General features: G+C 72.4%; 24 protein-coding genes. 12 read left to right on the forward strand and 12 right to left on the reverse strand.

What is annotated here, in order from left to right; genetic code table 11:
- The first annotated feature begins 203 nt into the window (after positions 1–203).
- Positions 204–971: an NPP1 family protein gene (locus ACZ4TR_RS08485; RefSeq protein WP_465286424.1), complete on the forward strand. Its 768-nt coding sequence runs from the start codon at positions 204–206 to the stop codon at positions 969–971.
- Between the two features lie 6 nt (positions 972–977).
- Here ACZ4TR_RS08485 and ACZ4TR_RS08490 read toward each other — a convergent pair whose 3' ends face one another.
- From ACZ4TR_RS08490 to ACZ4TR_RS08505, 4 genes are read right to left on the reverse strand one after another with little or no spacing between them, the layout of a single operon-like run.
- Complete coding sequence (locus ACZ4TR_RS08490) at positions 978–2,180, reverse strand: FAD-dependent monooxygenase (protein ID WP_465286425.1); 1,203 nt, start codon at positions 2,178–2,180, stop codon at positions 978–980.
- Positions 2,181–2,228: 48 nt separating this feature from the next.
- Entirely contained in the window at positions 2,229–2,837 is a 609-nt protein-coding gene (locus ACZ4TR_RS08495) for a response regulator transcription factor (RefSeq protein WP_364523289.1), read from the reverse strand.
- Complete coding sequence (locus ACZ4TR_RS08500; RefSeq protein ID WP_465286426.1) at positions 2,834–3,910, reverse strand: sensor histidine kinase; 1,077 nt, start codon at positions 3,908–3,910, stop codon at positions 2,834–2,836. The genes ACZ4TR_RS08495 and ACZ4TR_RS08500 overlap by 4 nt, the downstream gene beginning before the upstream one ends.
- A 10-nt stretch (positions 3,911–3,920) precedes the next feature.
- A complete protein-coding gene (locus ACZ4TR_RS08505) occupies positions 3,921–4,310 on the reverse strand; it encodes a hypothetical protein (RefSeq protein WP_465286427.1) in 390 nt (129 codons plus the stop codon).
- A gap of 131 nt (positions 4,311–4,441) precedes the next feature.
- On the opposite strand from ACZ4TR_RS08505, the gene ACZ4TR_RS08510 reads away from it, so the two are divergent.
- The 3 genes from ACZ4TR_RS08510 (at position 4,442) to ACZ4TR_RS08520 (ending at position 9,372) form a co-directional block, all read left to right on the forward strand.
- Positions 4,442–5,485 (forward strand): LacI family DNA-binding transcriptional regulator, encoded by a 1,044-nt coding sequence (locus tag ACZ4TR_RS08510; protein ID WP_364523295.1) that lies wholly within the window; start codon positions 4,442–4,444, stop codon positions 5,483–5,485.
- Positions 5,486–5,502: 17 nt separating this feature from the next.
- Positions 5,503–5,991 (forward strand): DinB family protein, encoded by a 489-nt coding sequence (locus ACZ4TR_RS08515; protein WP_465286428.1) that lies wholly within the window; start codon positions 5,503–5,505, stop codon positions 5,989–5,991.
- Positions 5,992–6,159: 168 nt separating this feature from the next.
- On the forward strand, positions 6,160–9,372 hold the full coding sequence (locus ACZ4TR_RS08520; RefSeq protein WP_465286429.1) for a TIM-barrel domain-containing protein: 3,213 nt from the start codon (positions 6,160–6,162) through the stop codon (positions 9,370–9,372).
- Between the two features lie 305 nt (positions 9,373–9,677).
- Here the strand turns inward: ACZ4TR_RS08520 and ACZ4TR_RS08525 are convergent, their stop codons facing one another.
- Both ACZ4TR_RS08525 and ACZ4TR_RS08530 read right to left on the reverse strand, forming a co-directional pair.
- The gene (locus tag ACZ4TR_RS08525) at positions 9,678–10,214 is read right to left on the reverse strand and encodes a DUF305 domain-containing protein (RefSeq protein WP_465286430.1); all 537 of its coding nucleotides are present in this window, start codon (positions 10,212–10,214) and stop codon (positions 9,678–9,680) included.
- A complete protein-coding gene (locus ACZ4TR_RS08530) occupies positions 10,211–11,143 on the reverse strand; it encodes a DUF1996 domain-containing protein (RefSeq protein ID WP_465286431.1) in 933 nt (310 codons plus the stop codon). The genes ACZ4TR_RS08525 and ACZ4TR_RS08530 overlap by 4 nt, the downstream gene beginning before the upstream one ends.
- 213 nt (positions 11,144–11,356) lie before the next feature.
- Here ACZ4TR_RS08530 and ACZ4TR_RS08535 point away from each other — a divergent pair, with 213 nt between their 5' ends.
- The 4 genes from ACZ4TR_RS08535 to ACZ4TR_RS08550 all read left to right on the forward strand — a co-directional run bounded on the left by ACZ4TR_RS08535 (position 11,357) and on the right by ACZ4TR_RS08550 (position 16,148).
- On the forward strand, positions 11,357–13,489 hold the full coding sequence (locus tag ACZ4TR_RS08535) for a discoidin domain-containing protein (protein WP_465286432.1): 2,133 nt from the start codon (positions 11,357–11,359) through the stop codon (positions 13,487–13,489).
- Positions 13,490–14,005: 516 nt separating this feature from the next.
- Positions 14,006–14,440, forward strand: coding sequence for an XRE family transcriptional regulator (locus ACZ4TR_RS08540; RefSeq protein ID WP_465286433.1), 435 nt, complete (start codon positions 14,006–14,008; stop codon positions 14,438–14,440).
- A gap of 19 nt (positions 14,441–14,459) precedes the next feature.
- Positions 14,460–15,050 carry a hypothetical protein gene (locus tag ACZ4TR_RS08545; RefSeq protein ID WP_465286434.1) on the forward strand — a complete coding sequence of 197 codons (591 nt, stop codon included), beginning with the start codon at positions 14,460–14,462 and terminating at the stop codon, positions 15,048–15,050.
- Between the two features lie 9 nt (positions 15,051–15,059).
- A complete protein-coding gene (locus tag ACZ4TR_RS08550) occupies positions 15,060–16,148 on the forward strand; it encodes a hypothetical protein (protein WP_465286435.1) in 1,089 nt (362 codons plus the stop codon).
- Positions 16,149–16,164: 16 nt separating this feature from the next.
- Here the strand turns inward: ACZ4TR_RS08550 and ACZ4TR_RS08555 are convergent, their stop codons facing one another.
- Positions 16,165–16,677, reverse strand: coding sequence for a 2'-5' RNA ligase family protein (locus ACZ4TR_RS08555; RefSeq protein WP_465286436.1), 513 nt, complete (start codon positions 16,675–16,677; stop codon positions 16,165–16,167).
- 33 nt (positions 16,678–16,710) lie between these two features.
- On the reverse strand, positions 16,711–17,130 hold the full coding sequence (locus ACZ4TR_RS08560; RefSeq protein WP_364523317.1) for a hypothetical protein: 420 nt from the start codon (positions 17,128–17,130) through the stop codon (positions 16,711–16,713).
- A gap of 155 nt (positions 17,131–17,285) precedes the next feature.
- Here ACZ4TR_RS08560 and dinB point away from each other — a divergent pair, with 155 nt between their 5' ends.
- Positions 17,286–18,476 carry a DNA polymerase IV gene (gene dinB, locus ACZ4TR_RS08565; protein WP_465286437.1) on the forward strand — a complete coding sequence of 397 codons (1,191 nt, stop codon included), beginning with the start codon at positions 17,286–17,288 and terminating at the stop codon, positions 18,474–18,476.
- 239 nt (positions 18,477–18,715) lie between these two features.
- Here the strand turns inward: dinB and ACZ4TR_RS08570 are convergent, their stop codons facing one another.
- Entirely contained in the window at positions 18,716–18,877 is a 162-nt protein-coding gene (locus tag ACZ4TR_RS08570; protein WP_465287329.1) for a hypothetical protein, read from the reverse strand.
- 386 nt (positions 18,878–19,263) lie between these two features.
- Between ACZ4TR_RS08570 and ACZ4TR_RS08575 the strand changes: the two genes are divergently transcribed.
- The 3 genes from ACZ4TR_RS08575 (at position 19,264) to fdhD (ending at position 22,439) form a co-directional block, all read left to right on the forward strand.
- The gene (locus ACZ4TR_RS08575) at positions 19,264–19,674 is read left to right on the forward strand and encodes a histone-like nucleoid-structuring protein Lsr2 (protein WP_465286438.1); all 411 of its coding nucleotides are present in this window, start codon (positions 19,264–19,266) and stop codon (positions 19,672–19,674) included.
- A gap of 619 nt (positions 19,675–20,293) precedes the next feature.
- Positions 20,294–21,604, forward strand: coding sequence for an MFS transporter (locus ACZ4TR_RS08580; RefSeq protein WP_465286439.1), 1,311 nt, complete (start codon positions 20,294–20,296; stop codon positions 21,602–21,604).
- Position 21,605: 1 nt separating this feature from the next.
- Entirely contained in the window at positions 21,606–22,439 is an 834-nt protein-coding gene (gene fdhD, locus ACZ4TR_RS08585; RefSeq protein ID WP_465286440.1) for a formate dehydrogenase accessory sulfurtransferase FdhD, read from the forward strand.
- On the opposite strand, the gene ACZ4TR_RS08590 is transcribed toward fdhD, so the two are convergent.
- From ACZ4TR_RS08590 to sucD, 3 genes are read right to left on the reverse strand one after another with little or no spacing between them, the layout of a single operon-like run.
- A complete protein-coding gene (locus ACZ4TR_RS08590) occupies positions 22,427–23,368 on the reverse strand; it encodes a LysR family transcriptional regulator (protein WP_465286441.1) in 942 nt (313 codons plus the stop codon). The two genes, fdhD and ACZ4TR_RS08590, sit on opposite strands and share 13 nt — an antisense overlap.
- A complete protein-coding gene (locus ACZ4TR_RS08595) occupies positions 23,368–23,793 on the reverse strand; it encodes a beta-class carbonic anhydrase (RefSeq protein ID WP_465286442.1) in 426 nt (141 codons plus the stop codon). The genes ACZ4TR_RS08590 and ACZ4TR_RS08595 overlap by 1 nt, the downstream gene beginning before the upstream one ends.
- On the reverse strand, positions 23,793–24,674 hold the full coding sequence (gene sucD / locus ACZ4TR_RS08600; protein WP_465286443.1) for a succinate--CoA ligase subunit alpha: 882 nt from the start codon (positions 24,672–24,674) through the stop codon (positions 23,793–23,795). Before sucD ends, ACZ4TR_RS08595 begins: the two co-directional genes overlap by 1 nt.
- Positions 24,675–24,676 lie beyond the last annotated feature (2 nt).

Raw genomic sequence — 24,676 nt, forward strand, 5'->3', positions numbered from 1 at the left:
CGCCAGGAATGAGTCATTCACTGCATCGCGACACCCGCCCCCGGGAACTCGCGCCCCAGCTGTGCCGCTCACCGGACACAACTGCGCGATCTTCCCCCGCTCCCTGCCCCTCCCGGGCACACTCCCCGAAGCACGGTTGCGGGCCCCATCGGCCCGCGGCGAGCCTGAGCCCGGAACCGGCCGAGATTCGAGGGAGTACCGCGATGGCGCACCGAATCCGCACCCTGACCGCGGCGGCCGCGGCGGCCGCAGCGGTCGCACTGTGCGTGGTCGCACCGGGAACCGCCGCCGCCGATCCGCCCGCCGCCCTGCCCGGCAACGCCTCCGGCTTCGAGAAGACCTTCCAGCCCGCCTTCGACTACGACAAGGACGGCTGCTACCCGACTCCGGCCATCGGCCCGGACGGCACCATCGCCCCCGGCCTGTCCCTCGGCGGCGACACCAACGGGCACTGCCGCGACTCCTGGGACCTCGACACCACCAACTCCTACTCGCGCGAGAAGTGCAACAACGGCTGGTGTGCCGTGATGTTCACCCTCTACTTCGAGAAGGACCAGGTCTCCCTCGGCCCCGGTAGCGCCGGGCACCGGCACGACTGGGAGCACGTCGTCGTGTGGGTCAAGGACAACCAGGTCGAGTACGTCGCGACGTCGCAGCACGGCGGCTTCGCGGTCCACGATCGCGCGAGCATGCGCTTCGAAGGCACGCACGCCAAGGTCGTCTACCACAAGGACGGCGGCTCGACGCACTGCTTCCGCGCCGCGAACGGCAACGACGACCCGCCGGAGAACCACCGCGGCACCTGGCAGTACCCGACGCTAGTCGGCTGGGACGGCTACCCGTCCGGGATTCGCGACAAGCTGACCCGGGCGGACTTCGGCAGCGCGACCTTCGGCATCAAGGACGACCAGTTCGCCGGCAACCTCGGCAAGGCCAAGCCGGCCGGGATCCCGTTCGACGAGAACGCCTGACACCGCCTACACAGTGACGGTCAGGGTGCCGGAGTCCGGCAGCCCGGCGTAGTCGGGCAGCTCGACGCCGTTGAGCGCGCGCTCGACCAGCTCGGTGAACGCCGCCATGTCGGGCTCCTCGGCCGGCCCGGCGTCCGGCCCCGGCGCTTCGAGGCTGCGCACGTGCAACCGGCCGATCTCCTGGTTGGCCTCGACGAACGAGCGCATCCGGCGCTCGTGGGCAGCGAACCCGGCCGCCGGGTCCCACCCGGCGGCGGCCAGCTCTCCGGCCAGCAGGTAGGCGCCGACCAGGGCCAGCCCGGTGCCCTGCCCGGACATCGGCGACGCGCTGTACGCCGCGTCCCCGATCAGCCCGACCCGGCCGTCCGACCAGCGGTCCATCACCACCTGGGCGACCTGGTCGAGGTAGAAGTCCGGGGTGTCGTCCAGGTGCGCGAGGATGCGCGGGGCGAGCCAACCCAGGCCGGCCGTCCGCTCGCGCAGCAGCCGCTTCTGGGCCTCGACGTCGCGGTAGTCGACGTCGAAGCCGGCCGAAGGGAAGGAGAACATGGCCATCGCCCGGGTGGCGTCCCGGATGGGCCGCAGGCTCGCCGAGCGCCCGGCCTCCTGGTGGTCGAGCAGCCAGCGGTCCAGCCCGAACTCGTTGGGCACGCTGTAGAAGGCCAGCACGAGCCCGAGGTGGCGGACGAACCGCTCGCGCGGCCCGAAGACCATCGCCCGCAGCGCCGAGTGCAGCCCGTCCGCCCCGACCACCAGGTCGAAGCGCCGCCGGTCGCCCCCGGCGAAGACCACGTCGACCCCGTCGGCGTCCTGGGTGAGCTCGGCGATCCGGTCGCCGAAGACGTACTCGACACCGTCGCGGGTGTCGTCGTAGAGCACCTGGGACAGGTCTCCGCGCAGGATCTCGATCTCCGCGATATACCCGTCGCCGCCGTCGTCGTCCGCGCTGAAGGTCTCCAGCACGTTCCCGTCCGCGTCCACGGTGTGCGCGCCGGCGGTCGCGGTGCGGGCCGCGCGGACCGCCGCGTCCAGCCCCATCCGCCGGATGACCTCCTTGGTCACCCCGCGCGCGTCCACCGCCTGCCCGCCGGGCCGCAGCCCGGGAGCCCGCTCCACGACGGTCACCTCGGCCCCGCGCCGGCGCAACCAGTGGGCGAGCGCGGGTCCCGCGATGCTCGCCCCCGCCACCAAGACCCTGGTACCGCTCACCGTGCCCCCTGCCCGCGTCGGGATTCAGGTCCGGAGTGTACGGCGTGCCTAGAGCCAGCCGCGCTCGTCCGCGATCCGCACCGCGTCGACGCGGTTGCGCGCGCCGGTCTTGGTGATCGCCGCGGAGACGTAGTTGCGGACCGTGCCTTCGGACAGGTACAGCCGCGACGCGATCTCGGCGACCGTGGCACCGGTGCGGGCGGTGATCAGCACGTCCCGTTCCCGCGCGGTGAGCGGCGACTCGCCCGCGGCCAGCGTGGCCACGGCCAGCGCCGGATCCACCACCCGCTCGCCCTGCCGCACGCGGCGGATCGCGTCGGCCAGGACGTCGGCAGGGGCGTCCTTCACGACGAACCCGGCCGCCCCCGCGTCCATCGCGCGGCGCAGGTAGCCGGCGCGCCCGAACGTCGTCAGCATGACGACGCGGCAGTCCGGCACCTGCGCGGCGAGCACCGCCGCGGCCGCGAGCCCGTCCAGGCCCGGCATCTCGATGTCCAGCAGCGCGACGTCGGGACGGTGGGCACGCGCCGCCGCGACGACTTCGTCGCCGCGGCCCACGGACGCGACCACCTCGAAGTCGTCCTCCAGCGCGAGCAGCGCGCACAGCGCCTGGCGGACCAGCTCCTGGTCGTCGGCGAGCAGCAGGCGGATGGTCACAGCGTCACCCGCAGATGCCAGCCGCGCGGCCGGACCGGCCCGGCACGGAACTGCCCGCCGGCGGCCTTGACGCGTTCGCGGAGCCCGGCCAGCCCGGAGCCCTCCTCGGGGGAGCCGCCCACGCCGTCGTCGACGACCTCCACAGTGGACTCGGTCACCGTGACCGCGCACCGCGTCGCGCGTGCGTGCCGGGCCACGTTGGTGAGGCCTTCGCGCACGACCCACCCGAACAGCTCCTGCCGCGCCGGGTCCACGACCTCGGCCGCCGTCGGCAGGTCGGCGGTGACGCCGCACGCGCGCAGCAGCTCGCGGCCGCGGGCGAGCTCGCCGGCGAGGGTGACCTCGCGGTAGCCCGACACCGCCGCGCGCACGTCGGTCAGCGCCTGGCGGGCGAGCGTCTCGACCGTGGTCATCTCCTCGCCCGCGCGGGCGCCGTCGGTGTCCAGGAGCCGCCGGGCCAAAGTGCTCTTCACGGTGATCGCGGTCAGCGAGTGGCCGAGCAGGTCGTGGAGATCTCGGGCGATCCGGGTCCGTTCGGCCTCGGACGCCAGCCGCGCGACCTCGGCCCGGGCCTCGACGAGCGCGGCGTTGGCGCGGACCGCTTCGGCGAAGACGTGGACGACCAGCACGGTGAACACGAGCGCGACCGCCTGCGTCCACCCCGCGGTGCCCCACACCACCCACGGGACGACCAGCGCCGCGAGCGCGGCGACGACCACGAGCGCGCCGCCGAACCGCGGAAGCCGCGGCACGGCGAGGGACACGACGACGGTGGCGAGGAAGAACGCCTCGGCGTGGGCGAAGGGGAGCGCGGCGCCGAAGAGGACGGCCAGCACCCCCAGGAGTGGCCAGAACCTTCGCGGCGCCCGCCGCGCCGCCGCCCGCGCCGCGAGGACGTAGCAGCCCACGAAGACGCCGACGATCACGCAGCCCGCGACCGCGGCGTGCCCGGCCGAGTGCTGCAGCACGCCGGGCACGGTCACCGCCGGGTAGACGAGCATGCCCGCGTCGAGCACCATCACCCGCCAGCCGCGCACCCAGCGCTGCACGTCGGCCGGCTCCGTCCTGTCCATCACCGGCACGCTACCGGGCCCGTGCCCGCCGGCCGTTGACGATCACCGTGACGCCGAGCAGCAGCAGCCCGCAGACGGCCTGCTCGATCCGCAGCCACACCGGGAACAGCCCGGGTAGGGCGACGATGACGACGATCGCCACGAGCATCACGCCGGCGACGATCCGCAGCCTGAGCAGGCCCTTCCGCGACCCGCGGGCCGCGCTGCGGGCGAAGGCGAACGTCAGCAGCGAACTGGCGACGACGAGCGTGGCGCGCACCCAGACCGCGTCGGTCACCATCGTGTGGTCGTTCCGGAAGAGGACGATCGCGAGCAGGGTGAGCACGGAAAGCGTGGCGTAGCCGCCGGTGAGCAGCAGGACGGGCCGGAAGCCCGTGGGCTCGGTTCGGGTCGTGGTCATGCCGGAAATGCTCGTCGCGCGAGGCGCGCGGCGGCAGTGCCGTCCCTCAGCGGCCGCTCATGACATTTGTCAGCGGCATGTCCTCGACCCGAAGCTGGGAGAGCGCTCTCACAGCGTGCTACAAAGGGAGGGTGACGACGCACCCGCCCTCGGCGCCGCCGACCCTGGAGGACGTCGCGCGGGTCGCCGGCGTCTCGCGGGCCACGGTCTCCCGCGTGGTCAACAGCGTGCGCAACGTCGACCCGAAGCTGCGGGAGACCGTCGAACGCGCCATCGCGACCACCGGGTACGTGCCGAACCGCGCGGCCCGGTCGCTGGTCACGCGCCGCACCGGCGGGGTGGCGCTGGTGGTCTCCGAGCCGGAGCGGCACGTCGAAGCGTTCACCGGCGGCGTGTTCGGCGACCCGTTCTTCGGCCGGGTGGTCGAGGGCGTGGTTGCGCACCTGCGGCCCCAGGGGCTGCACCCGTTGCTGATGCTCGTCGACAGCGACGAAGAGCGGGAGAAGCTCGTCCCGAAGTTGCGGCAGGAGCAGGTGAGCGGCGTCCTGCTGATCTCGCTGCACCCGGCCGAGGACCCGCTGCCGCGCATGCTGACCGACGCGGGCGTCCCGACGGCGCTGTTCGCGCGGCCCGGCCGCCCGGCGCCGGTCAGCTACGTCGACGTCGCCCACCAGGACGGCGCCCGGCTCGCCGCCGACCGGCTCGTCTCCCGCGGCTGCCGCCGGGTCGCGACCATCGCGGGCCCGGCGGGGACGCCGGCGGGACAGGACCGGCTGGCCGGGTTCCGCGACGCGATGGCCCGCCACGGCCACGCGTACGTCGCGGTGGCCGAGGGCGACTTCACCGAGCACGGCGGCGAGCGGGCGATGGAGCGGCTCCTGGCCGAGGAACCCGCGCTGGACGGGCTGTTCGTGGCCAACGACCTGATGGCGTACGGCGCGTTGACGGTGCTGCGCGAGGCCGGCCGCCGGGTCCCCGCCGACGTCGCGGTGATCGGCTTCGACGACAGCCGGGTGGCGCTGAGCTGCCGCCCCCGCCTCACGACGGTCCGCCAGCCGGTGGAGGAGATGGGCGCGGCGATGGCCCGGATGGTCCTGGACCGCATGGCCGACCCGGACGGCCGCGCGGAGTCGGTGATCTTCGACCCCGAGCTCGTGGTCCGCGACTCCGCTTGAGCGATAGGTTCGGCGCCATGGCCGAAACTCAGCGGAAACCCGTCCCGCGCGACGACGGTGGCGAGCTCGACACCGCGACGGCGTTCCTGGCTTTCGCGCGCGAGTGCGTCGCCAAGAAGACGGACGGGCTCACCGAGGAGCAGCTGCGCCGGGTCCTGGTCGGCTCCGGCACCACGCTGCTCGGGCTGGTCCACCACCTGACCGGGGCCGAGCGGGTCTGGTTCGGCCACCACGTCGCGGGTGGCGAGGACACCGGGGACCTGGGGATGGAAGTGCCCGAAGGGCTCACCGCGGAAGACGTGCTGGCCGGGTACCGCGCGGCGATCGCGGAAAGCGACGCGGCGATCCGTGCGGCGGGGGACCCGGAACGGCCGGTGGCGGTCGCGGTCGACCGCACCTTCCCCACCCTGCGGTGGGTGCTGGCGCACATGACGAGCGAGACCGCCCGCCACGCCGGGCACGCCGACATCCTGCGGGAGCAGATCGACGGCGTCACCGGCCGCTGAAGGCCCGGTACTCCGTGCGCGTGGCCTGCCGGGCAGACCGCCCGGCCTGTCCGGACAGTTTGGCCCGGTGGTCTGGACATCCGGCCGATGGCTGTGCTCAGATCTGAACGGCCTTTTCCAACGTTGTAAAAACCGGCTGGGTCCCTCTGACCGGAACGGAGTTCCGCCGTGCGGACGAGAACCGCGAAAACCCTCCATCTGACGTGCGCGCTGGCGGTCGCCGCCGCCGTCGTGACCGTCGCGACCCCGGCCGAAGCCGGGCACGCGGCGCGTCAGACCGTCACCGCCGGAAACGCCCGTTTCCAGGTCCTTTCCCCGACGTTGATCCGCACCGAGTACGCGGGCGACGGCCGCTTCACCGACGCCGCCACCTTCAACGCCGTCGGCCGGGGATCCTTCACGCCCCCGCCGTTCACGTCCACGACGGCGAACGGCGTGCTGACGATCCGCACCAGCGCGACGACCTTGACCTACAAGCTGGACTCCGGGCCGTTCGACTCCGGCAACCTCCAGATCCGCACGACGGCCGGCGCCGCGCCGGTGACGGCGGCGCCGTGGCGCCACCTGACCTGCGCGACCGGCGCGCTGTGCGAGGCCGAAGACCTGACCGCCGACGGGCTGGGCGTCGCGACCGACCACACCGGCTACACCGGGGAGGGCTTCCTCGCCGGGTTCGAGAGTGCCGGCAACTCGGCCACCGCCGACGTCGCCGCCGCCACGGCCGGGACCTACAACGTCACCGCCCGGTTCGCCAACGGCCAGGGCGGGGACGGCCAGCACGTCACGCGCACCCTGAGCGTGTCCGTCGACGGCGGTGCGCCGCAGAAGCTCACCCTGCCCGCGACGGCCGACTGGAACAGCTGGGCCACCGCGTCGGTGCCGGTCACCCTCACCGCCGGCCGCCACAACCTCCGCCTCGAGCGGACCGCGGCGGACTCCGGCAACGTCAACGTCGACGCCCTCGCGGTGCTGACGCCCGGCGCGCCCTTCCCGCCCGCGTCGGCCCGCGCGTTCACCGGCTGCGCCCTCGACGTCAGCTGCGAGGCGGAAGCCGGCCTGCGCACCGGCTCGGCCGTGGTCGCGGCCGACCACGCCGGGTACGCCGGACGCGGGTTCGTCGCCGAGCTCAACCGCGGCTCGTCGCTGACCCACCGTGTCGTGGCCGTCCCCGCCGCCGGCACGTACCAGCTGTCCGTCCGCTACACCAACGGCACCGGCGGCGACGGCCGGCACGAGACCCGGACCGCGACGGTCGCCGCGTCCGGCGTGACCCGGACGCTGTCGCTGCCGATCACCGAGAACTGGGACAGCTGGGGGACCGCGTCGGTCCCGGTCGACCTCAAGGCCGGCACGAACGACGTCGTCCTCGGCTGCCCGGACGACACGAGCTGCCACGTCAACGTCGACACCGTCGCGGTCACCCGCACCGGCGCAGCGGCCCCGGCGCCGCACCTCGCGCTCGGCGGCTACCGGCGGGGCCTCGACGGTGTCAACGGTGACAACGGGACGCCGTCGCTCACCGAAGGTCTCCTGCACCGGGACGGCTGGTACCTGCTCGACGACACACCTTCGGCCCTGTACGACACCGCCACCGAGAAGGTGACGCAGCGGCCGTCGCACGGCGGGAACCCCTACCAGGACGGCTATGTCTTCACCTTCGGCCACGACTACAAGGGCGGCCTGCGGGACCTGGCGACCCTGACCGGGCCGTCGGAGCTGCTGCCGCGCTGGGCCTACGGCGTCTGGTACTCGGAGTACATCGACCGCACCGCGGCCGACTACCGCGACACGATCCTGCCGAAGTTCCGCAGCGAGGGCGTGCCGCTGGACGTCCTGGTGACCGACACCGACTTCAAGGCGCCGGACACGTGGAACGGCTGGCAGGTCGACACGAACAAGTTCCCGGACCCGGCGGGGTTCTTCGCCTGGTCGGCGTCGCAGGGCCTGCACAACACCCTGAACATCCACCCGAGCATCATGGGTTCGGACCCGCAGTTCGCCCGCGCGCAGGCGACGGCGAAGGGCAAGCTGGCGAAGTCCGGGTGCGGGACGGACTGCTACGTCTTCGACTGGGGCGACCCCGACCAGCTCAAGGCGTACCTGGACCTGCACGGCGACATGATGAAGCAGGGCAACGACTTCTGGTGGCTCGACTGGTGCTGTGACTCCTCGAAGTCGAGCCTGCCGGGCGTCACGCCGGACTCGTGGATCAACCAGAAGTACGCCGACCTGGCCGCACCGGCGGTCGAGCGCGGCTTCGTGACGTCGCGGGCGTACGGCTCGCTGCAGGCCGGCGGCTACGGCGGCCCGGTCGGGCTGCCGACCGGACCGTGGGCCGACAAGCGCAGCACCGTGCACTTCACCGGCGACACGTCGTCGACGTGGGGCACACTGCGGATGGAGGTCGGGATCACCCCGGCGGAGTCGGCCGCGACCGGCCTGTCGCCGATCAGCCACGACATCGGCGGCCACAACGACACGACCGGCCTGCGCGGCAGTGAGACGTACACCTCGGGCGGGCAGCAGCACCAGACGTTCAAGCTGCCCGACGACCTGTACGCGCGCTGGGTCCAGCTCGGGACGTTCCAGCCGATCGACCGGCTGCACAGCAACCACAGTGACCGGCTGCCGTGGCAGTACACCGGCGCGGCGAAGGCGTCGGCGACGAAGTTCCTCAACCTGCGCGAGAACCTGGTGCCCTACACGTACACGCTGGCGCAGCAGGCGGCGACGACGGGCGTGCCGGTGGTCCGGCCGACGTACGTGGAGTACCCGGAGGAGCCGGCGGCGTACACCGCGGCGCAGAGCGAGTACTTCTACGGGCCGGACATGCTGGTGGCGCCGGTGACGTCCCCCGGGACCTCGTCGACGACGTCGGTCTGGTTCCCGCCGGGGCAGTGGACGGACTACTTCACGGGCAAGGCGTACGCCGGCGGGACGACGCAGCAGGTGACGTCGGACCTCGGGACGATGCCGGTGTTCGTGCGAGCGGGCGGCATCACGGTGACGCGGACGGCGGACGTCCCCAACGACGTTCAGAGCCCGCTGAGCCGGGCGACGGTGACGGTGGCGCCGGGCGCGCCGGGGTCGTTCTCGCTGTACGAGGACAACGGCACGTCGTCGAAGAACAGCGCGACGACCCGGATTTCGTACACCGAGCGGCGCGGAGCCCACACGGTGACGGTCGAACCGACCCGGGGCCGGTCCCAGGTCGCTTCCCGGGAGTGGACGGTCAAGTTCCTCGGCGTGCCGTCGGCGCCTTCCCGGGTGCGGGTGGGCGAGGGCTGGGCGCCGTCGCAGAGCTGGAAGTGGGATGCGGCAACGCAGACGCTGACGGTGACGGCCCCCAGCGGGCGCGGGCCGGTGACGGTGACGTACTGAGACTGCCGGCGGGCGGAGCCGGTATGGCCGTCGAGGTCACCACGTGGGGTGGTGGCCTCGACGGCGCCCGGCTCGGCCACCGTTGTGGGGTCGGTGGCCCCCACGGCCCGATCCGCGGTCACGTCGACCTCGGTCCGGGCCGTAGCTTCTTTGCGGCGGGGGCGCGTCGGTTTCGGGCCGTGCTTTCGGCGGTTCGGACGTCGACCTCGCGGTCGAACAGACCCCGTGCACCTCGCGCCGCGACGGCACCTGAAACAGCCGCCGCTTCTGCCGATGTGGTGCCGGCACGGCTGCTGGTCGGTCGCTCAGGCCGCGTTCGCGAGCGCCTTCTCCTGCTGCGCTCCCTCCGCGCCGACCTCACCGGCCAGCCGCTTCGTCTCCGCTTCCGCCCCCGAGGTCTGTTCCCCCTTCGCCAGCACCACCAGCTGCGCCGCATGAGCCCGCAGCAGCGCGACCAGCCGCCGGTCGAAGTCCGGACCGCTCCCGGTGCGCAACGCCACCAGGTCCGCCGCCGTGACCATCCCCGGCATCCGATGTCCACTGTGGACATCCGCTGCCGGTAGCCCCGCCCGGTCGCGGGCCGCCTTCAACCGCACCAGCAGCTTCTCCTCCGGCGCCGCGACCGATTCCGCGGCCGCGCGCACCGCCGGGCTTGCCGCACGCGAAGGCGCCAGCCGGGCAGCCGACAGCGCGTTCTCCGTCATCGGCACGACCAGCTGCAGCCACGCCACGTCCGTCGGGTTGAAGGGCGAGGCGGGGCCGGCGGTGGGGGCGGGGCCGGTGGTGGCGCACCCGCCCATGGTCAGCGCCACCACCGCCGCCCCCAGAGCCAGCCGTCTCACGGACGGCCGGGCAGCCGGTAGTTCGGCCCGAGCACCGTGCCGCGGTCCGGCTTGTACAGGTCGAACCCGCGCGGGTCGCACTGCAGCCCGCCGTTGATGCAGTGCGTGACCAGCGCGGCGAGGGTCGGCGGGTCCCACGCGTTGAAGAAGTCGTAGTGCCACGAGTACCCGCGCCCGCTGGCCAGGTGCACCCCCGACATGTCCCCGCTGACCGGGAACGCGATCTTGAACTCCAGCATCGGCACCGCCACCGGGTGGCCGGCCGGGCACGTCAGCGTCGCCCGGTCCGGGTAAGCCATGTGGCTCTTGTGGTCGGCCGAATCCAGGTGGACGCCGTCCCAGCAGCTCGGCGCCTGGTAGCGGATGTTGAGCTGGCTGCCGGGCACGCACTGCACCGGGATGTCCCAGTTGTGGAAGCTGTCCCCGCACTCCCAGCCCTCGACGGCGCCGGTCGCGTGCTGGAACTCGTCCTGGGTCGCCGTCACGGTCCCGGCGACGTAGCGCAGGCCGGGCGGGAACGGCACGACCTTCGTGTAGTCGAGGATGCCGGACTTGTAGTAGACGACCTGCGCGAAGTTCGGCAGCACCACCTGGTTGCCGTTGTAGACGGTGGGGAACCAGTACGCGGACAGGTCGTCCGGCGCCAGGCAGGTCGTGTTGCCGACGCCCGCGGCCTGCAGCGACTGCGTGGTGCTGGCCGCGTTGGTCGTCTTGTTGCCGATGAACGTGTGGTCGTGCGACGCGCCGGGCAGCCCGGGGAAGACGATCGGGTCGTCCGGCTGGTGGTGGCTGGGGGAGCAGTTGACCTGGAACTCGTGGTGGGTCACCAGGTCGTCGGCTCCGGCGGGCGACCAGGTGGCCGCGGTCAGGAAGGCGCCTGCCAGCACGGTGGCGGCGGTGCAGGCGAGGAGCGCGGCTTTCGTTGCCAAGGGTCCTCCACGGTGAGGTGCCAAGGATGGGAGAGCGCTCTCCCACAGCATGCGCACCGAGCCGCCGCCGTGTCAAGGAGCACCCGGATCCGCCGTGAGACAGCGATTGTCCGATTCCTCGCCGAATCTTGACAACGCGGGGGCCGGTGCCGTTCCATCGGACGCGCCGGAGAGCGCTCTCCAATCTCCGTCCCCTGTCGTACGGGAGTCATCGTGGACCGACCGTCGCTCCTCCGTGCCGTCCCGGCACTGGTGGCCCTGCTGGTGCTGGCGCTGCTCGCCGGCCCGTCCCCGGCGCACGCCGCCACCTTGCTGTCCCAAGGCAGACCCGCCACGGCGTCGAGCAGCGAAGGCGCGGGAACCCCGGCGTCGGCGGCCGTCGACGGTGACGCCGGCACCCGCTGGGCGAGCGCCTGGAACGACCCGCAGTGGCTGCAGGTCGACCTCGGCGCGTCCGCGGACATCAGCCAGGTCACGCTGAACTGGGAAGCGGCCTACGCGACCGCATACGAAATCCAGGTCTCGGACGACGCCGGTACCTGGCGGACTGTGTACAGCACGACGACGGCGGTAGGCGGCATACAGAATCTCGCCGTCACCGGCAAGGGCCGTTACGTGCGCTTCTACGGCACCCACCGCGTCGGCGGCTACGGCTACTCGCTGTGGGAATTCCAGGTCAGCGGCACTCCGGGGACGCCGACGCAGGACGGTCCCGGCGTCACGCGGGTGACCGGCACGCAGGGCAACTGGCAGCTGACGGTCGACGGGACACCGTGGACCGTGAAGGGGCTCACCTGGGGCCCGCCGGTCGGCGAAGCGGCCACTCGGATGCCGGAGCTGCACGCGATCGGCGTCAACACGGTCCGCACCTGGGGCACCGACGGCTCCACCCAGCCCCTGCTCGACGCCGCCGCGGCCAACGGCATCAAGGTCGTCAGCGGCTTCTGGCTGCAACCCGGCGGCGGTCCGGGCAGCGGCGGCTGCGTCGACTACACCACGGACACCGCATACAAGAACACGATGCTCACCGAGATCCAAAAGTGGGTCACTGCCTACAAAGCTCATCCCGGCGTACTGATGTGGAACGTCGGCAACGAGTCGATCCTCGGCATGCAGAACTGCTACTCCGGCACGCAGCTGGAGCAGAACCGGATCGCCTACACCCGCTTCGTCGACCAAGCCGCGCAGGCGATCCACGCGATCGACGCCCACCACCCGGTCACGTCGACCGATGCCTGGACCGGCGCTTGGCCGTACTACAAGGCGTACGCGCCGAGCCTCGACCTCTACTCCGTCAACTCCTACGCCCAGGTCTGCCAGGTGAAGCAGGACTGGCTCGCGGGCGGCTACACGAAGCCGTACATCATCACCGAGACCGGCCCGGCCGGTGAGTGGGAGGTGCCGGACGACGCGAACGGCGTGCCGGCCGAGCCGACCGACCAGCAGAAGCGCGACGGCTACGCCAGCGCCTGGAACTGCGTGCTCGCGCATCCCGGTGTCGCGCTGGGTGCGACGCTCTTCCACTACGGAACCGAGGGCGACTTCGGTGGCGTCTGGTTCAACATCACCACGGGCAACGAGAAGCGGCTTTCCTGGTACGCCGTCCGGCGGATCTACAGTGGACAGACGGGTGGGAACACGCCGCCGGTGATCTCGTCGATGAACCTCAGCCGCAGCACCGACGTCCCGGCGGGCGGCACGTTCACCCTGACGGCCGGGGTGTCCGATCCGGACGGTGACGCGATCACCTACACCATGGGCTACAACAGCAAGTACATCAACGACGCGGCCGGGCTGATCCCGGCGCAGTTCACCGGGAACGGGACGTTCACCGTCACCGCGCCGCAGCAGCTGGGGGTCTGGAAGATCTACCTCTACGCCCGCGACGGCCACGGCAACGTCGGCATCGAGACGCGATCGCTGCGCGTGGTCGCCCCGCCGGTGCCGGGCACGAACCTGGCCCGCGGCGCGGCGACCACGGCGTCGACCTACCAGGCCGACGGGCCCGGCGCGCCCTACCCGCCGCAGGCCGCGACGGACGGCAACACCGCGACGCGCTGGGCGAGCGCGTGGGCCGACCCGCAGTGGCTGCAGGTGGACCTGGGCAGCCGGCAGGCGTTCGACCACGTCCAGCTGGTCTGGGAGTCGGCCTTCGGGAAGGCCTACGAGATCCAGGTCAGCGACGACGCGGCGAACTGGCGATCGGTGTACGCGACGACCTCGGGCGACGGCGGCGCCGACGACCTGGCGATCTCGGCCACGGCTCGGTACGTGCGGATGTCCGCGACCCAGCGCGGTACCGGGTACGGCTACTCGCTGTACGAGTTCGGCGTCTACCGCCGGTAATTCAACCCGGGAGACAGTTCGACCCTCTCGGCGCCACCAGGCTGGAAGCGCGGCTTGGTGGCGCCGGGCATGCTCGGCATCTCGTCCACTGTGATGCCCCTTCAATCACGCGAGATGCGCGCCCGATCACGCGAGAAGCGCGCCCAAGCACACGCGATGCCCGGCCAACCACGTGCGACGTTCCTCGCCTGCGCAACAGCTCGCCCGCGCGAAGCTCAATCGGCTGAGGTCCGTGCCAGGACGGTACTTTTGCCGGACCACGCCTCGTCCCCGGCGCCCTACGCTCCCCCATGAGCGCTGAGGTGGGGCGGCGCGGCGGGAACGCGGGCTGGGCGCGTGGCCACCCCCAGCGGCCACGTGACTTCGCCCCGCGGCCGCTGCGCCACCCCGGGGTCCGATGTCCTGTTTTCGAAACACCGAACGGGAGTATCGTAGTCTTTCCGGGACAGGCTGTGTCAAGTTTTCGGAACAGCTACGCTGATGGTTGTCACGTTTCCTGGCTGAAGGTGGTGTGTGGTGAGCGAGGAGCGCAGTTTCGCCGAACGACTGGCGCACTTGATCGCGACCGTGCACCCGCCGGACCGCAAGCCGTACTCGTACCGGGAGATCGCGCACGGCGTCGCCGATCAGACCGGCGTGACGATGTCCGCGACCCACGTCCAGCAGCTCGCCGTCGGCGCGCGCAAGGACCCGAAGCGCTCGCACATCCAGGCCCTCGCCCAGTTCTTCGGCGTGCCGGTGACGTACTTCTTCGACGACGAGGTCGCCGGACAGGTCGATCGTCAGGTCGAGGACGTCGTCGCGTGGCGTGACACCGAGGCGCGGCACCTGGCGCAGCGGGCCATGCAGCTCTCGCCGCGCGACCGCGAAACCGTGACGGCGCTGCTCGACCAGCTCGCCGGCTACGACGAAACACGGCGCCGCGACGGCCGGCGGCGGAAGCCGGAGTGACGGCGGGAATTCGGCTACGATGACCTCGTCCGTGATCGCGCCCCGGTGCACCCGGCTGGCGCCAGGTGACCGGGGAGGACCCATCGACGAGCGCGGCCTGACGGACCTCCGGGTCCGCGCCCGGCAGCGGGTGCGGACCGTGCTCGCCGCCGTTCCGGTGCCCCGGCCGTGGTCGATGAACGCCTGGGTCGACGGCCTCGAGGCCTGGCGCGGGCGCGAAATCGACCTCGTGCCGGTCGAGTACCGGCCCGGCCGGCCGTCGGGCGCGTGGCAGGCCCGGCCGGACTACGACCTGATCGCCTACGTCGAGCACACGTCGGCGCTGCACCAGGACCACATCATCGCCCACGAGCTCGCCCACATGCTGTGCGCGCACACCGGGACCTGCCAGATGTCGGAGTCCGAAGCCGCTCAGCTCGCGCCGGACCTGGCGCCGCAGGCGCTGTCGCACCTGCTGACCCGGGTGACGACCGGCACCGACGAGTACGAGGCCGAGCTGATCGCGGTGCTGCTGATGAGTGCGGCGACGAGCGAACCACCCGCCGTTCAGCCGGGCGCGTCCGGCCGGGCGGCGGATCAGGCTAGGCGGCTGGCCGCACTCCTGGGATAGTCGCGTCTCGTGATCGACATACTGTTCGTCGGGGTCGGGCTTTTCGCGTTGGCCATCGGGATCTGGCGGGCGGTCCGCGCCCGGCGCACCGGGGCGGGCACCGGCCTGGCCGTCTCGTTGATCGCGCTCGGCGCGGCGTTCTGTTTCCTCTCGAACCGCGCGCAGCAGTTCGAGAGCGAGCTCTACCCGAGCCTCGGCCGGCTGCTGTCGAACCTCGCGACGATGGTCGCCGCCTACGGGATCGGGCTGACGGTCGCGGAGATCAGCGGCACCCGCGACCGCGGCCGGCGCACGCGGCTGGTCGCGCTGGGCGTCGCGCTGGTGCTGCTGACCGTGATGTTCTTCAGCACGCAGGACCTGCCGCGCGGTGTCGGCGTGTTCGACGCGCTCTACGGCACGCACCCGACGCTGGTCGTCTACGTCTTCGTCTACACGGTCTACCTCGGGCTGGCGGTGCTCGACATCGGCGTGGTGGCGGCGGTGACGGTCCGCGCGAGCGGCGGCGCGTTGCGCGCCGGTCTCGCTTTGTTGCTGCTGGCCTCGGCGTTCGCGATCGCCTACCTCGCGGGCAAGATCGTCTCGACGATCCGGGCGCTGCAGGACGACCACCCGGCGAAGGCGTTGTGCCGCGGACCGTTCTCGACGCTGCCGTGCACGCTCGACGTCGGGTTCCCGGCGGTGTCGGTGCTGCTCATCGTGGTGGGGCTGACGATCCCGTCGATCCCGGGTCTGGCGGCCGGCCGCCGCGACGCGAAGACGCTCCGCCTGCTGCGGCCCCTGCGCGCGCACCTGACGCGGCGGTTCCCGGAGATCGTCCGCATCGACCCGGGCGGCCCGTCCCGCCGCGAGCGGCTGCTGACGGCGATGAGCGAGACGAACGACGGTTTGATCCTGGCGGGGGTGACGCCGGAGCTGGCGGCGCCGGCCGCGGCTCGGCTGGTGCGGGACCTGCCGGACGAGCCGGGGGAGGAGGAACCGCCGCTGGTGGCCCAGGCGGAGCCGTTCGCCGCCGACGTCGCGCGGCTTCGCGCTATCGCGCTTGCGTACCGGAAGCTGGACGGCGAGACAGCGGGCGAGGTCGCCGGCTCGGTGCGGTGACTTCGCGGCGCGCGGCTCACCCGGTGAAAGGCGCGTCCAGCCGCGGCTGCCAGCCGTGTTCGGTGAGCGCCACCAATTGCAACGACGTCGCGCGAGCGGTCAGCGGCAGCAGCGGCCGCACTTCGTCGCCCACCCGCGAAAGCGTCTCCTCGTCGCCACCCATGGCGACAGTCACGTGGGCCGGCGGACGAGGACCGAACCGTCCACCGTAGGGCGCGACCTCCGGCCACCGGTCGCACACCGCATCAGTGATCGGCTGGAGCGAAGGAGCCGGCAGCGCAACGAACTCCGGCGTGGTCAGCAACTCGGCGAGCCGGACAGAAGCGGGCGCCAAAGCCGAAGCGACCGACCGGACCGCGGCCAGCACCGACGGAGTCACCGAGTCGTCCGGCAGGAAGGGGTACAGAGCCGTCACGTGGGCGGGCAACCCGGGACGGACCACAGCCGGATCGACCTGCCGGGCCGCGGCGAGCGCCGGTTCGGCGCCGGGTAGCAGGATCACCAGCGCGGTGGTTCCGGGTTCGGGCACTCCCGCATCATGGCAGTCAGGCGACCACAGCACTCAAGCGGCAGCCGTCTCCGGGAACCTTCCCGAGCGGGCCAGCGCGAGGCTGCGCCGGCACAACTCCACCAACTCCAGGTTCGCGCGGCTTCGCGGGCTGCGGCCGCACAACCCGCAGTGGATCGCCACCTCGCCGGTCAATTCGTCCACCGCGACCAGCGCCTGGTGGTCGCACCTGCGGCACCACCGGTACCCGATCGCCGGGTTCGTGTGCACCGGGGACGAGACGCAGTCGTGCAGCCAGCGGCGGTGCGTGCGGCACGTGACGCGGTCGGTCGCGTCCAGCCGGCCGTCGTCCTCGGCGTGGTCTTCGCCCGCCAGCGTCGAAGCCAGCAGTGGCTGCCGCGCCGCCGCCGGCTGGTCCTGCGGGTTCGGACTGGCCCACGCGTGGTGGTCGCCGCATCGGCACTTCTCGGACATGTCGCCCCCAGTGGTCGGGTCGTACGATCCGTCGAGTGTGACGGCGGCAACAGAGGGTGGACAACCGGGAAAACGCTCAGTTTCGACCAGCGGCAGGGGTTCCGCGGCGGACGGAGAAGCGGACTTCGGCGCCCGCGTATGCGAACATATGTTCTATGACCGACGAGGGGCCCATCCTGCACGCCGACCTCGACTCGTTCTACGCGTCGGTGGAGCAGCGCGACGATCCGGCCCTGAAAGGGCGCCCCGTGATCGTCGGCGGCGGGGTGGTCCTGGCCGCGAGTTACGAGGCCAAGGCCTATGGCGTGCGCACCGCGATGGGCGGCGCGCAGGCCCGCCGGCTGTGCCCGCACGCCGTCGTCGTGCCGCCGCGGATGTCCGCGTATTCGGCCGCGAGCAAGGTCGTCTTCGAGGTCTTCCACGACACCACCCCGTGGGTGGAAGGCCTCTCGATCGACGAAGCCTTCCTCGACGTCGGGGGGTTGACGAGGATCGGCGGACGGCCCAGTCACATCGCCGAACGGCTGCGGGCCGACGTCGCCGAGCGCGCCGGGCTGCCGATCACGGTAGGGGTTGCGCGGACGAAGTTCCTCGCGAAGGTCGCCAGCCGCGTCGCGAAGCCGGACGGCCTGCTGGTCGTCCCGCACGACGCGGAGCTGGAGTTCCTGCACCCGCTGCCGGTCGGCGCGCTCTGGGGCGTCGGCAAGGTCACCGCCGAGAAACTGCGCGCGCGGGGGATCACGACGGTCGGCCAGCTGGCGGAATCCGAGCCGGTGGACCTCGTGAGCATGCTCGGCCGGGCGGCGGGCGGGCACCTGCACGCCTTGGCGCACAACCGCGACCCGCGCCGCATCGAAGTCGGGCGGCGCCGCCGGTCGATCGGCGCCCAGCGGGCGCTCGGCCGCGGCCGGCGGACCCCGGCCGAGCTCGACGTGGTGCTGGTCGCGCTGATCGACCGGATCGCCCGCCGGCTGCGCGCCGCCCGCCGCGTCTGCCGCACGGTGACGATCCGCCTGCGCTTCGCGGATTTCACCCGGGTCACGCGCTCCCACACGCTGCACGATCCGACCGCGGGCACGGGCGTTCTGCTCGCCGCGGCGCGGGAGCTGCTCGTGGCCGCCCTCCCACTGATCGCCGACCGCGGCATCACCCTGCTGGGCGCGGCGCTGTCCAACCTGGCCGACGAAGATCCGTTCCAGCCGGCGCTGCCGTTCGAGCGGCAACGGGCGACCCAGCTCGACACGGCGCTGGACGCGGTGCGGGACCGGTTCGGCAAGGCGGCGGTCACCCGGGCGGTCCTGCTCGGCCGCCCGGACGACCTCGAAGTGCCCCTGTTGCCGGATTGACGGCCGAACGGGCTCCCGTTTCCGCGGCCGCCATTCCGGGCCGCCGGGAATGCGGGCGTGAAAAGCGTGGCCGGTCGCAGCACGTCGGTGTGGTTCCGCAGCCGCGGGGGAGGGGAAGGTGCGCCACAGCTCACGCTGTCCGCCGCGACGGGTGCGACGGCGCCGGCGTAACCGTTTCCGGCCCATTTCGGGTCTGAAACCGCCGGGATCCGTCAATGTGGTGAAAATCGCCTTCCGCGTCAGGTACCTGGTGACCCGAGCCGGCCGACGAACCCGGGGCGAACGGGTCGAGTCCACTCTGGACGAGCCGTTCCGGACCGGGTCGGCTCCGAAGCCGACCGGGATGCGTCCCGATAAGCGAACGAATCGATCCCCGTGCCCAGAATCACATACTGGTCTATACCGGAATGGGGTGAAAGAGGTCGTCTTCGGTGAACAGGCCTGGTACGGGCGTCGGCCGAAGGTGCGGGGACACGATCGGCTCGGCATCGACGAGCAAATGTGCTGCTCGTGCGTCGGCCGTGGTGAACGCCGCGCGGGGAGCACTAGCGGAAAAGTCGACGGGATCGTGTCGAACAGGGTACCGATTCGATTTCGACTGTATCACGATACAAATATCCGCCGGGAGAACGCGCATTCCGGCTCCGTTGCGGTCACTCTGGACGGGGACGACGCGGTCGCCCGGCGGCCATTGTGGACGCTTGCCGGGTGTCGCGCGTGCCGGACGGGATTCGACAGGTTAGGGTCTGTCCGACCGTGTTCTGGAGAAGATGAGGAACGACGAACCATGGCGCAACGGGTGCACGTCGAGATGGTGGACGACCTCGACGGGAGCGAGGCTTCGCAGACCGTCCCCTTCAGCCTTGACGGGGTGACGTACGAGATCGACCTGTCCGAGGACAACGCCTCCGCGCTCCGGGACGAGCTCGCCCGCTTCGTCGCGGTCGCGCGGCGGACCGGTGGCCGCAAGGTGCGCCTCGCGACCGGCCAGTCGCTGTCGGGCTCCTCGAGCTCGGGCACCGACCGCGAGCGCAACCGGCAGATCCGCGAGTGGGCGCAGGCCCACGGCTACGAGGTCGCGGAGCGGGGCCGGCTGTCGAGCGAGATCATCGCGGGCTTCGAGGCGGACCAGGCCGCGGCCGCCGAGCCGGCCGAAGCCAAGCCGGCGCGCAAGCGGGCGTCGCGCAAGAAGGCCTGACGCCGGAACTGCTTGCCGGACAAGGAACTCCGCGCGATCGCACCGGGTGAGCACGACGGTGGCGGAGTTCGGTGGCGGTGTTTCGCGCGCCTGGGATCGGGGAGATCCCGGCGCGCGAAAAGGCACGCCGGCGGGTGTGGTCCGCCGAATCGACGGGCTGGGCAGCCGGGCGTGGTACTCGTCCCGGCTCGCGTTCGTTTGTTTCCCACTGCGCCTTCTTCGCCCGGTGGACCGGGTCTGCCGGGGACTGTCCTGATCGGCTCGTCGCGGGCCGGACGGCCGCTCTCCGTCGCGTGTGGATCTTCCTCCGGCGGCACGCGGACATTTCCCGGCCGGTAAAGCTTGTCGGAGGTGGCTCCGATGGCCAGACTGGCAGTGCTCCACGCGGCCGGTACCGCGCCGGAGCACGGCCCGGTGGCCGCCTCCTCCCTCGATGGCCGCCGGGCCGCCTTTCTCTCCCCTTCGAGAGCGCGCTGTGCGTCGAGTCGCAGCTGACGCCGCGAAGCGCTTCGTGAGGCCGATCGAGCACCCCTGTAGACAAGCGGCCGCGATAGGCGGACACTCAGACTACTTCATACTGCATACAATCTGCAGTCGAGGCGCTGAGGAGGCGGTCACGATGACCGAAGTCCGCGAGCTCCGGGACGTCTACGGACGCCGGTACCGCGTCGGGGAGTCCGACCGGGAGCTGCTCGGCCGCCCGCGGACGTGGATCACCTGGCTGGCCGCCGCGGCGATGCTCGCCGCCGGGGTGCAGCAGTACGGCTTCGGCGCGATCGTCCCCGAGCTGAGCCGGGCGCACGGCTGGACCTTCGGCGGCGTCGTCCTGTCGCTCGCGGTGTGGGCGATCTGCCAGGCCGGTACCGCGTTCCCGGCGGCGTGGCTGCGGGAACGCGGCTTGCTCCCCGCACCCGCGGCGATGGCGGCCGGCGCGGTGCTGTGCGCCGCCGGACTGGTGACGCTCGGGCACGCGACCAGCCTCCTCACCGTGTTCCTCGGCTACTCCGTGCTCGGCGGGCTCGGCACCGGCCTGGTCTACGCGACCTGCGTCGGCGCGGTGCTGGCCTGGTTCCCGGACCGGACCGCGCCCAGCGCGGGCATCGTGAGCGGCGCGTTCGCCTACGGCAGCGTGCCCTTCGTCGTGCTGGCCGCCGCACTGCCGGCCGCGCGGCCGGCGCTCCTGGACGTCACCGCGGCCGTCGTGCTCGTCGTGATCGCCGGGTGCGGCGCCCTGCTGCGCTATCCGCCGCGACACTGGTGGCCCGCGATGCCCGAGCCCCGCGCCTGGGCCCTCGACCGGGCGCACAACCGGCGGCCGGCCGTCCGGCACTACCGGCCGGCGGAGCTGTTCCGGTGTGGCGCGACGCCGGCGCTCTACCTCGTCGTCGTGCTCGCGGCCGCCGTGCTGCTGTTCGATCTCGCTTACCTGGCGACCTTCGTCGCCGAGCGCAGCGGGCCCGGGCTCGCGGCTGCGGCGTTGGCGCTGCTCGCCGGGGCGACCGGCAGCGGGCGGGTGCTCATCGGCCGGCTCGCCGACCGGCTCGGCCGGCATCGGATCCTGCGGTTCGCGCTGCTCGCGGGCGGTCTTGCCCAGTTCGTCCTCTTCTACTCGGGCGAACACCGGCACGCCGTCGGGCTGTTGCTGGGCGTCGCGCTCGCCGGTCTCGGAAACGGCTGCTGCTACACGCTGCTGGTCGGCCTCGTGCGTGAATACTTCGGCGAGGAGTCGGCGGCGCAGAACTTCGGGATCCTGTATTCCGCGAAAGCCGTCGGCGCGGTGGTCGGAATCGGGCTCGCCGCGCTCGTCGTGACGTCGCACGGCTTCTTCGGCGCGTTCGCCGCGGCCGGGGTGCTGAGCCTGGCCGGTGCGGTGCTGTCCGGACGGCTGACCCAGCCGGGCCGGCCCAAGTCGCTGCTGCCGGCGGCCTGACGTGGGGCGGATGACCAGCCGGCGCCGGGTGCTGCGCGTGCGCGACGGCGTGCCGGCCGCGCGCCCGGACACGCTGACCGTCGAGGAACCCCTGGAAATCCGGGTGGCCGGGAAAGCGCTGTCGATCACGATGCGGACCCCGGGCGACGACTTCGACCTCGCGGCCGGGTTCCTGGTCGGCGAGGGCGTGGTGCGGGCGGCCGCGGACCTTCACTCGATCCGCTACTGCGCCGGGGCCACGGCCGACGGCCGGAACACGTACAACGTGCTCGACGTCGTGCTCGCGCAGGGCGTCGCGCCGCCGGACGCGTCGGTGGAGCGGAACTTCTACACGACATCCTCCTGCGGGTTGTGCGGCAAGGCGAGCCTGGACGCCGTCCGGACGACGGTGACGTGGCCGATCGCGGACGACCCGTTCGGCACCGACCCGGCGACGCTCGCCGGCCTCCCCGACGAACTCCGCGCGGCGCAACGGGTCTTCGACCGCACGGGTGGCCTGCACGCGGCGGGGCTCTTCGACGCCGAAGGGAAGCTGCTGTGCCTGCGCGAGGACGTCGGCCGGCACAACGCGGTGGACAAGGTGGTCGGCTGGGCGACCCGCGAAGGCCGGTTACCCGTGTCCGGGACGGCGCTGATGGTGAGCGGGCGGGCGTCGTTCGAGCTGGTGCAGAAGGCGGCGATGGCCGGGATCCCGTTGCTGGCGGCGGTTTCCGCACCGTCGTCGCTGGCGGTGGACCTGGCCGCGGAGCTGGGGCTGACGCTGGTGGGTTTCCTGCGTGGCACGTCGATGAACGTCTACACGCGACCCGACCGGCTGGGACTTCAGCAGAGCTGAGCGAGCAGGGCGGCGACGGCGGCCGAGGAACCACCCCGGTGCACGGCGCCGAGCTGCCACGGCGGCGGCCGGTCGAACCGCCGGACGGTGAGGTCCGGGAACCGCGAGGCCGCCGACGCGGGCAGCACGCAGGCGGCCAGCCCGGCCCGCACGAGCCCGGCGGCGACGGCGGGATCATCCACCTCGAGCGAGCGCCGGCGGCAGGGAAATGCCTGGTCGACGGCTTCGCGAAGGGCCCATCCCGGCGGGAAGTCCACGAGGGGCAGTTCGGAGAGATCGGCGGGTGCGGAAGGTGAGCCGCCGGGCGCGGTGGCGAGGACCAGTTCATCGCACGGGAGCGGAGTGGTGACCAGGTCGTCGGGTGCCGGGCGCGGAAGAGACCCGGAGGCGAGGTCCTTCGTGGCTGACCCGGCCGCGAGGTCGGCACCGCCGTCCGCGGCGGCGTAACCGTTGAGACCCGCCGAATCCGCGACCGGACCAGCGGAAGCGCCGCAGCTCGCGGCCACCGTCAGTACCACGTCCACAGTGGACTCGACCAGAACCGTCTCCACCTCACCGACCGGAACCTGCCGCACCTCCACCGCCAACGCCGGGTGGACGTGCCGCAGCGCCGCCAGCGCCCGGTGCCAGTCCGCCAGCAACCCCGGGCACACCCCGAGCCGGACCCGGCCGCCCACCGGCGAGACGGCGGCCCGGGCTCGGGCCGCCGCGTCCAGGGCCGCCCGCGCGGCGGGCATGAACGCCTCGCCGGCGGGCGTCAGGACCACCCGGTGCGTCGTGCGGTGGAACAACGGCGTCCCCAGGTCGCGCTCCAGCGCGCGGACCACTGTGGACACCGTCGACTGGACCGTCCGCAGCCGCTGCGCGGCCGCCGTGAAGCCGCCTTCCTCGGCGACCGCCACCACCACCGCCAGCTGACGCAGCTCCATCACGGCACCTCGTCGAGCGCGCCGGTCCGTTCGTCGAGGACGTAGCCGCGCACGGCGTCGGTGTGCCGCAGGAACGGGGACGCCCGCAGCCGGGCGATGCACTGGCGGATGTCCTGGACCGGGTCGGTGAACGTCTCCGCCGCCCAGCCCGGCCGCATCCCCGTCGACGACTCGAGCCGCCGCGCGAACTCCGTGTCCGTGAACTTCCGCATCCCGCAGTCCTGGTGGTGGATCAGCACGATCTCCCGCGTGCCCAGCAGGTGCTGGCTCACCGTCAGCGACCGGATCGCGTCGTCGGTGACCGCGCCGCCCGCGTTCCGGATCACGTGCGCGTCGCCGTCGCCGAGACCGAGCAGCCGGTGGACGCTGAACCGCGCGTCCATGCACGCGAGCACCGCCAGCTTCAGCCGGGGCTTCGCGAACATCAGTTCAGCACCTCCCGCACCAGCGCCGCCGTCTCGCTCGGCGTCCGCCCGACGCGGATTCCCGCCGCCTCCAGCGCTTGCTTCTTCGCCGACGCGGTGCCGGCCGAGCCGGAGACGATCGCGCCCGCGTGGCCCATCGTCTTCCCCTCCGGTGCGGTGAACCCGGCGACGTACCCGACGACCGGCTTGGAAACGTTCGCTCGCACGAAGTCCGCGGCCCGCTCTTCGGCGTCGCCGCCGATCTCGCCGATCAGCACGATCAGGTCCGTCTCCGGGTCCTTTTCGAACGCTTCGACGGCGTCGATGTGCGTCGTCCCGATGATCGGGTCGCCGCCGATGCCGACGCACGTCGAGAACCCGATGTCGCGCAGCTCGTGCATGAGCTGGTAGGTCAGCGTGCCGGACTTGGACACCAGCCCGATCCGCCCCGGGCCGGTGATGTCGGCGGGGATGATGCCCGCGTTCGACTTCCCGGGGGAGATGATGCCGGGGCAGTTCGGCCCGATGATCCGGGTGCGCCCGCCCGCCGCGACGGCGTGCGCCCACAGCCGGGCCGTGTCGTGCACCGGGACGCCTTCGGTGATCACCACCGCGAGCCCGATCCCGGCGTCGACGGCTTCGATGACGGCGGCCTCGACGAACGGCGGCGGCACGAACAACACGCAGACGTCGGCCCCGGCGGACGCGATCGACTCCGCGACACTGCCGAACACCGGGAGCGACCGACCGGAGATCTCCACGTTCTGCCCGGCTTTGCGCGGGTTGACGCCGCCGACGACGGTGGTCCCGGCCGCCAGCATCCGCCGGGTGTGCTTGGCGCCTTCGGATCCGGTGATGCCGGAGACGACGATCCGGCTGGTCTCGTCCAGGAAGATGGCCACGG

The organism is Amycolatopsis sp. NPDC028719, assembly GCF_055565395.1.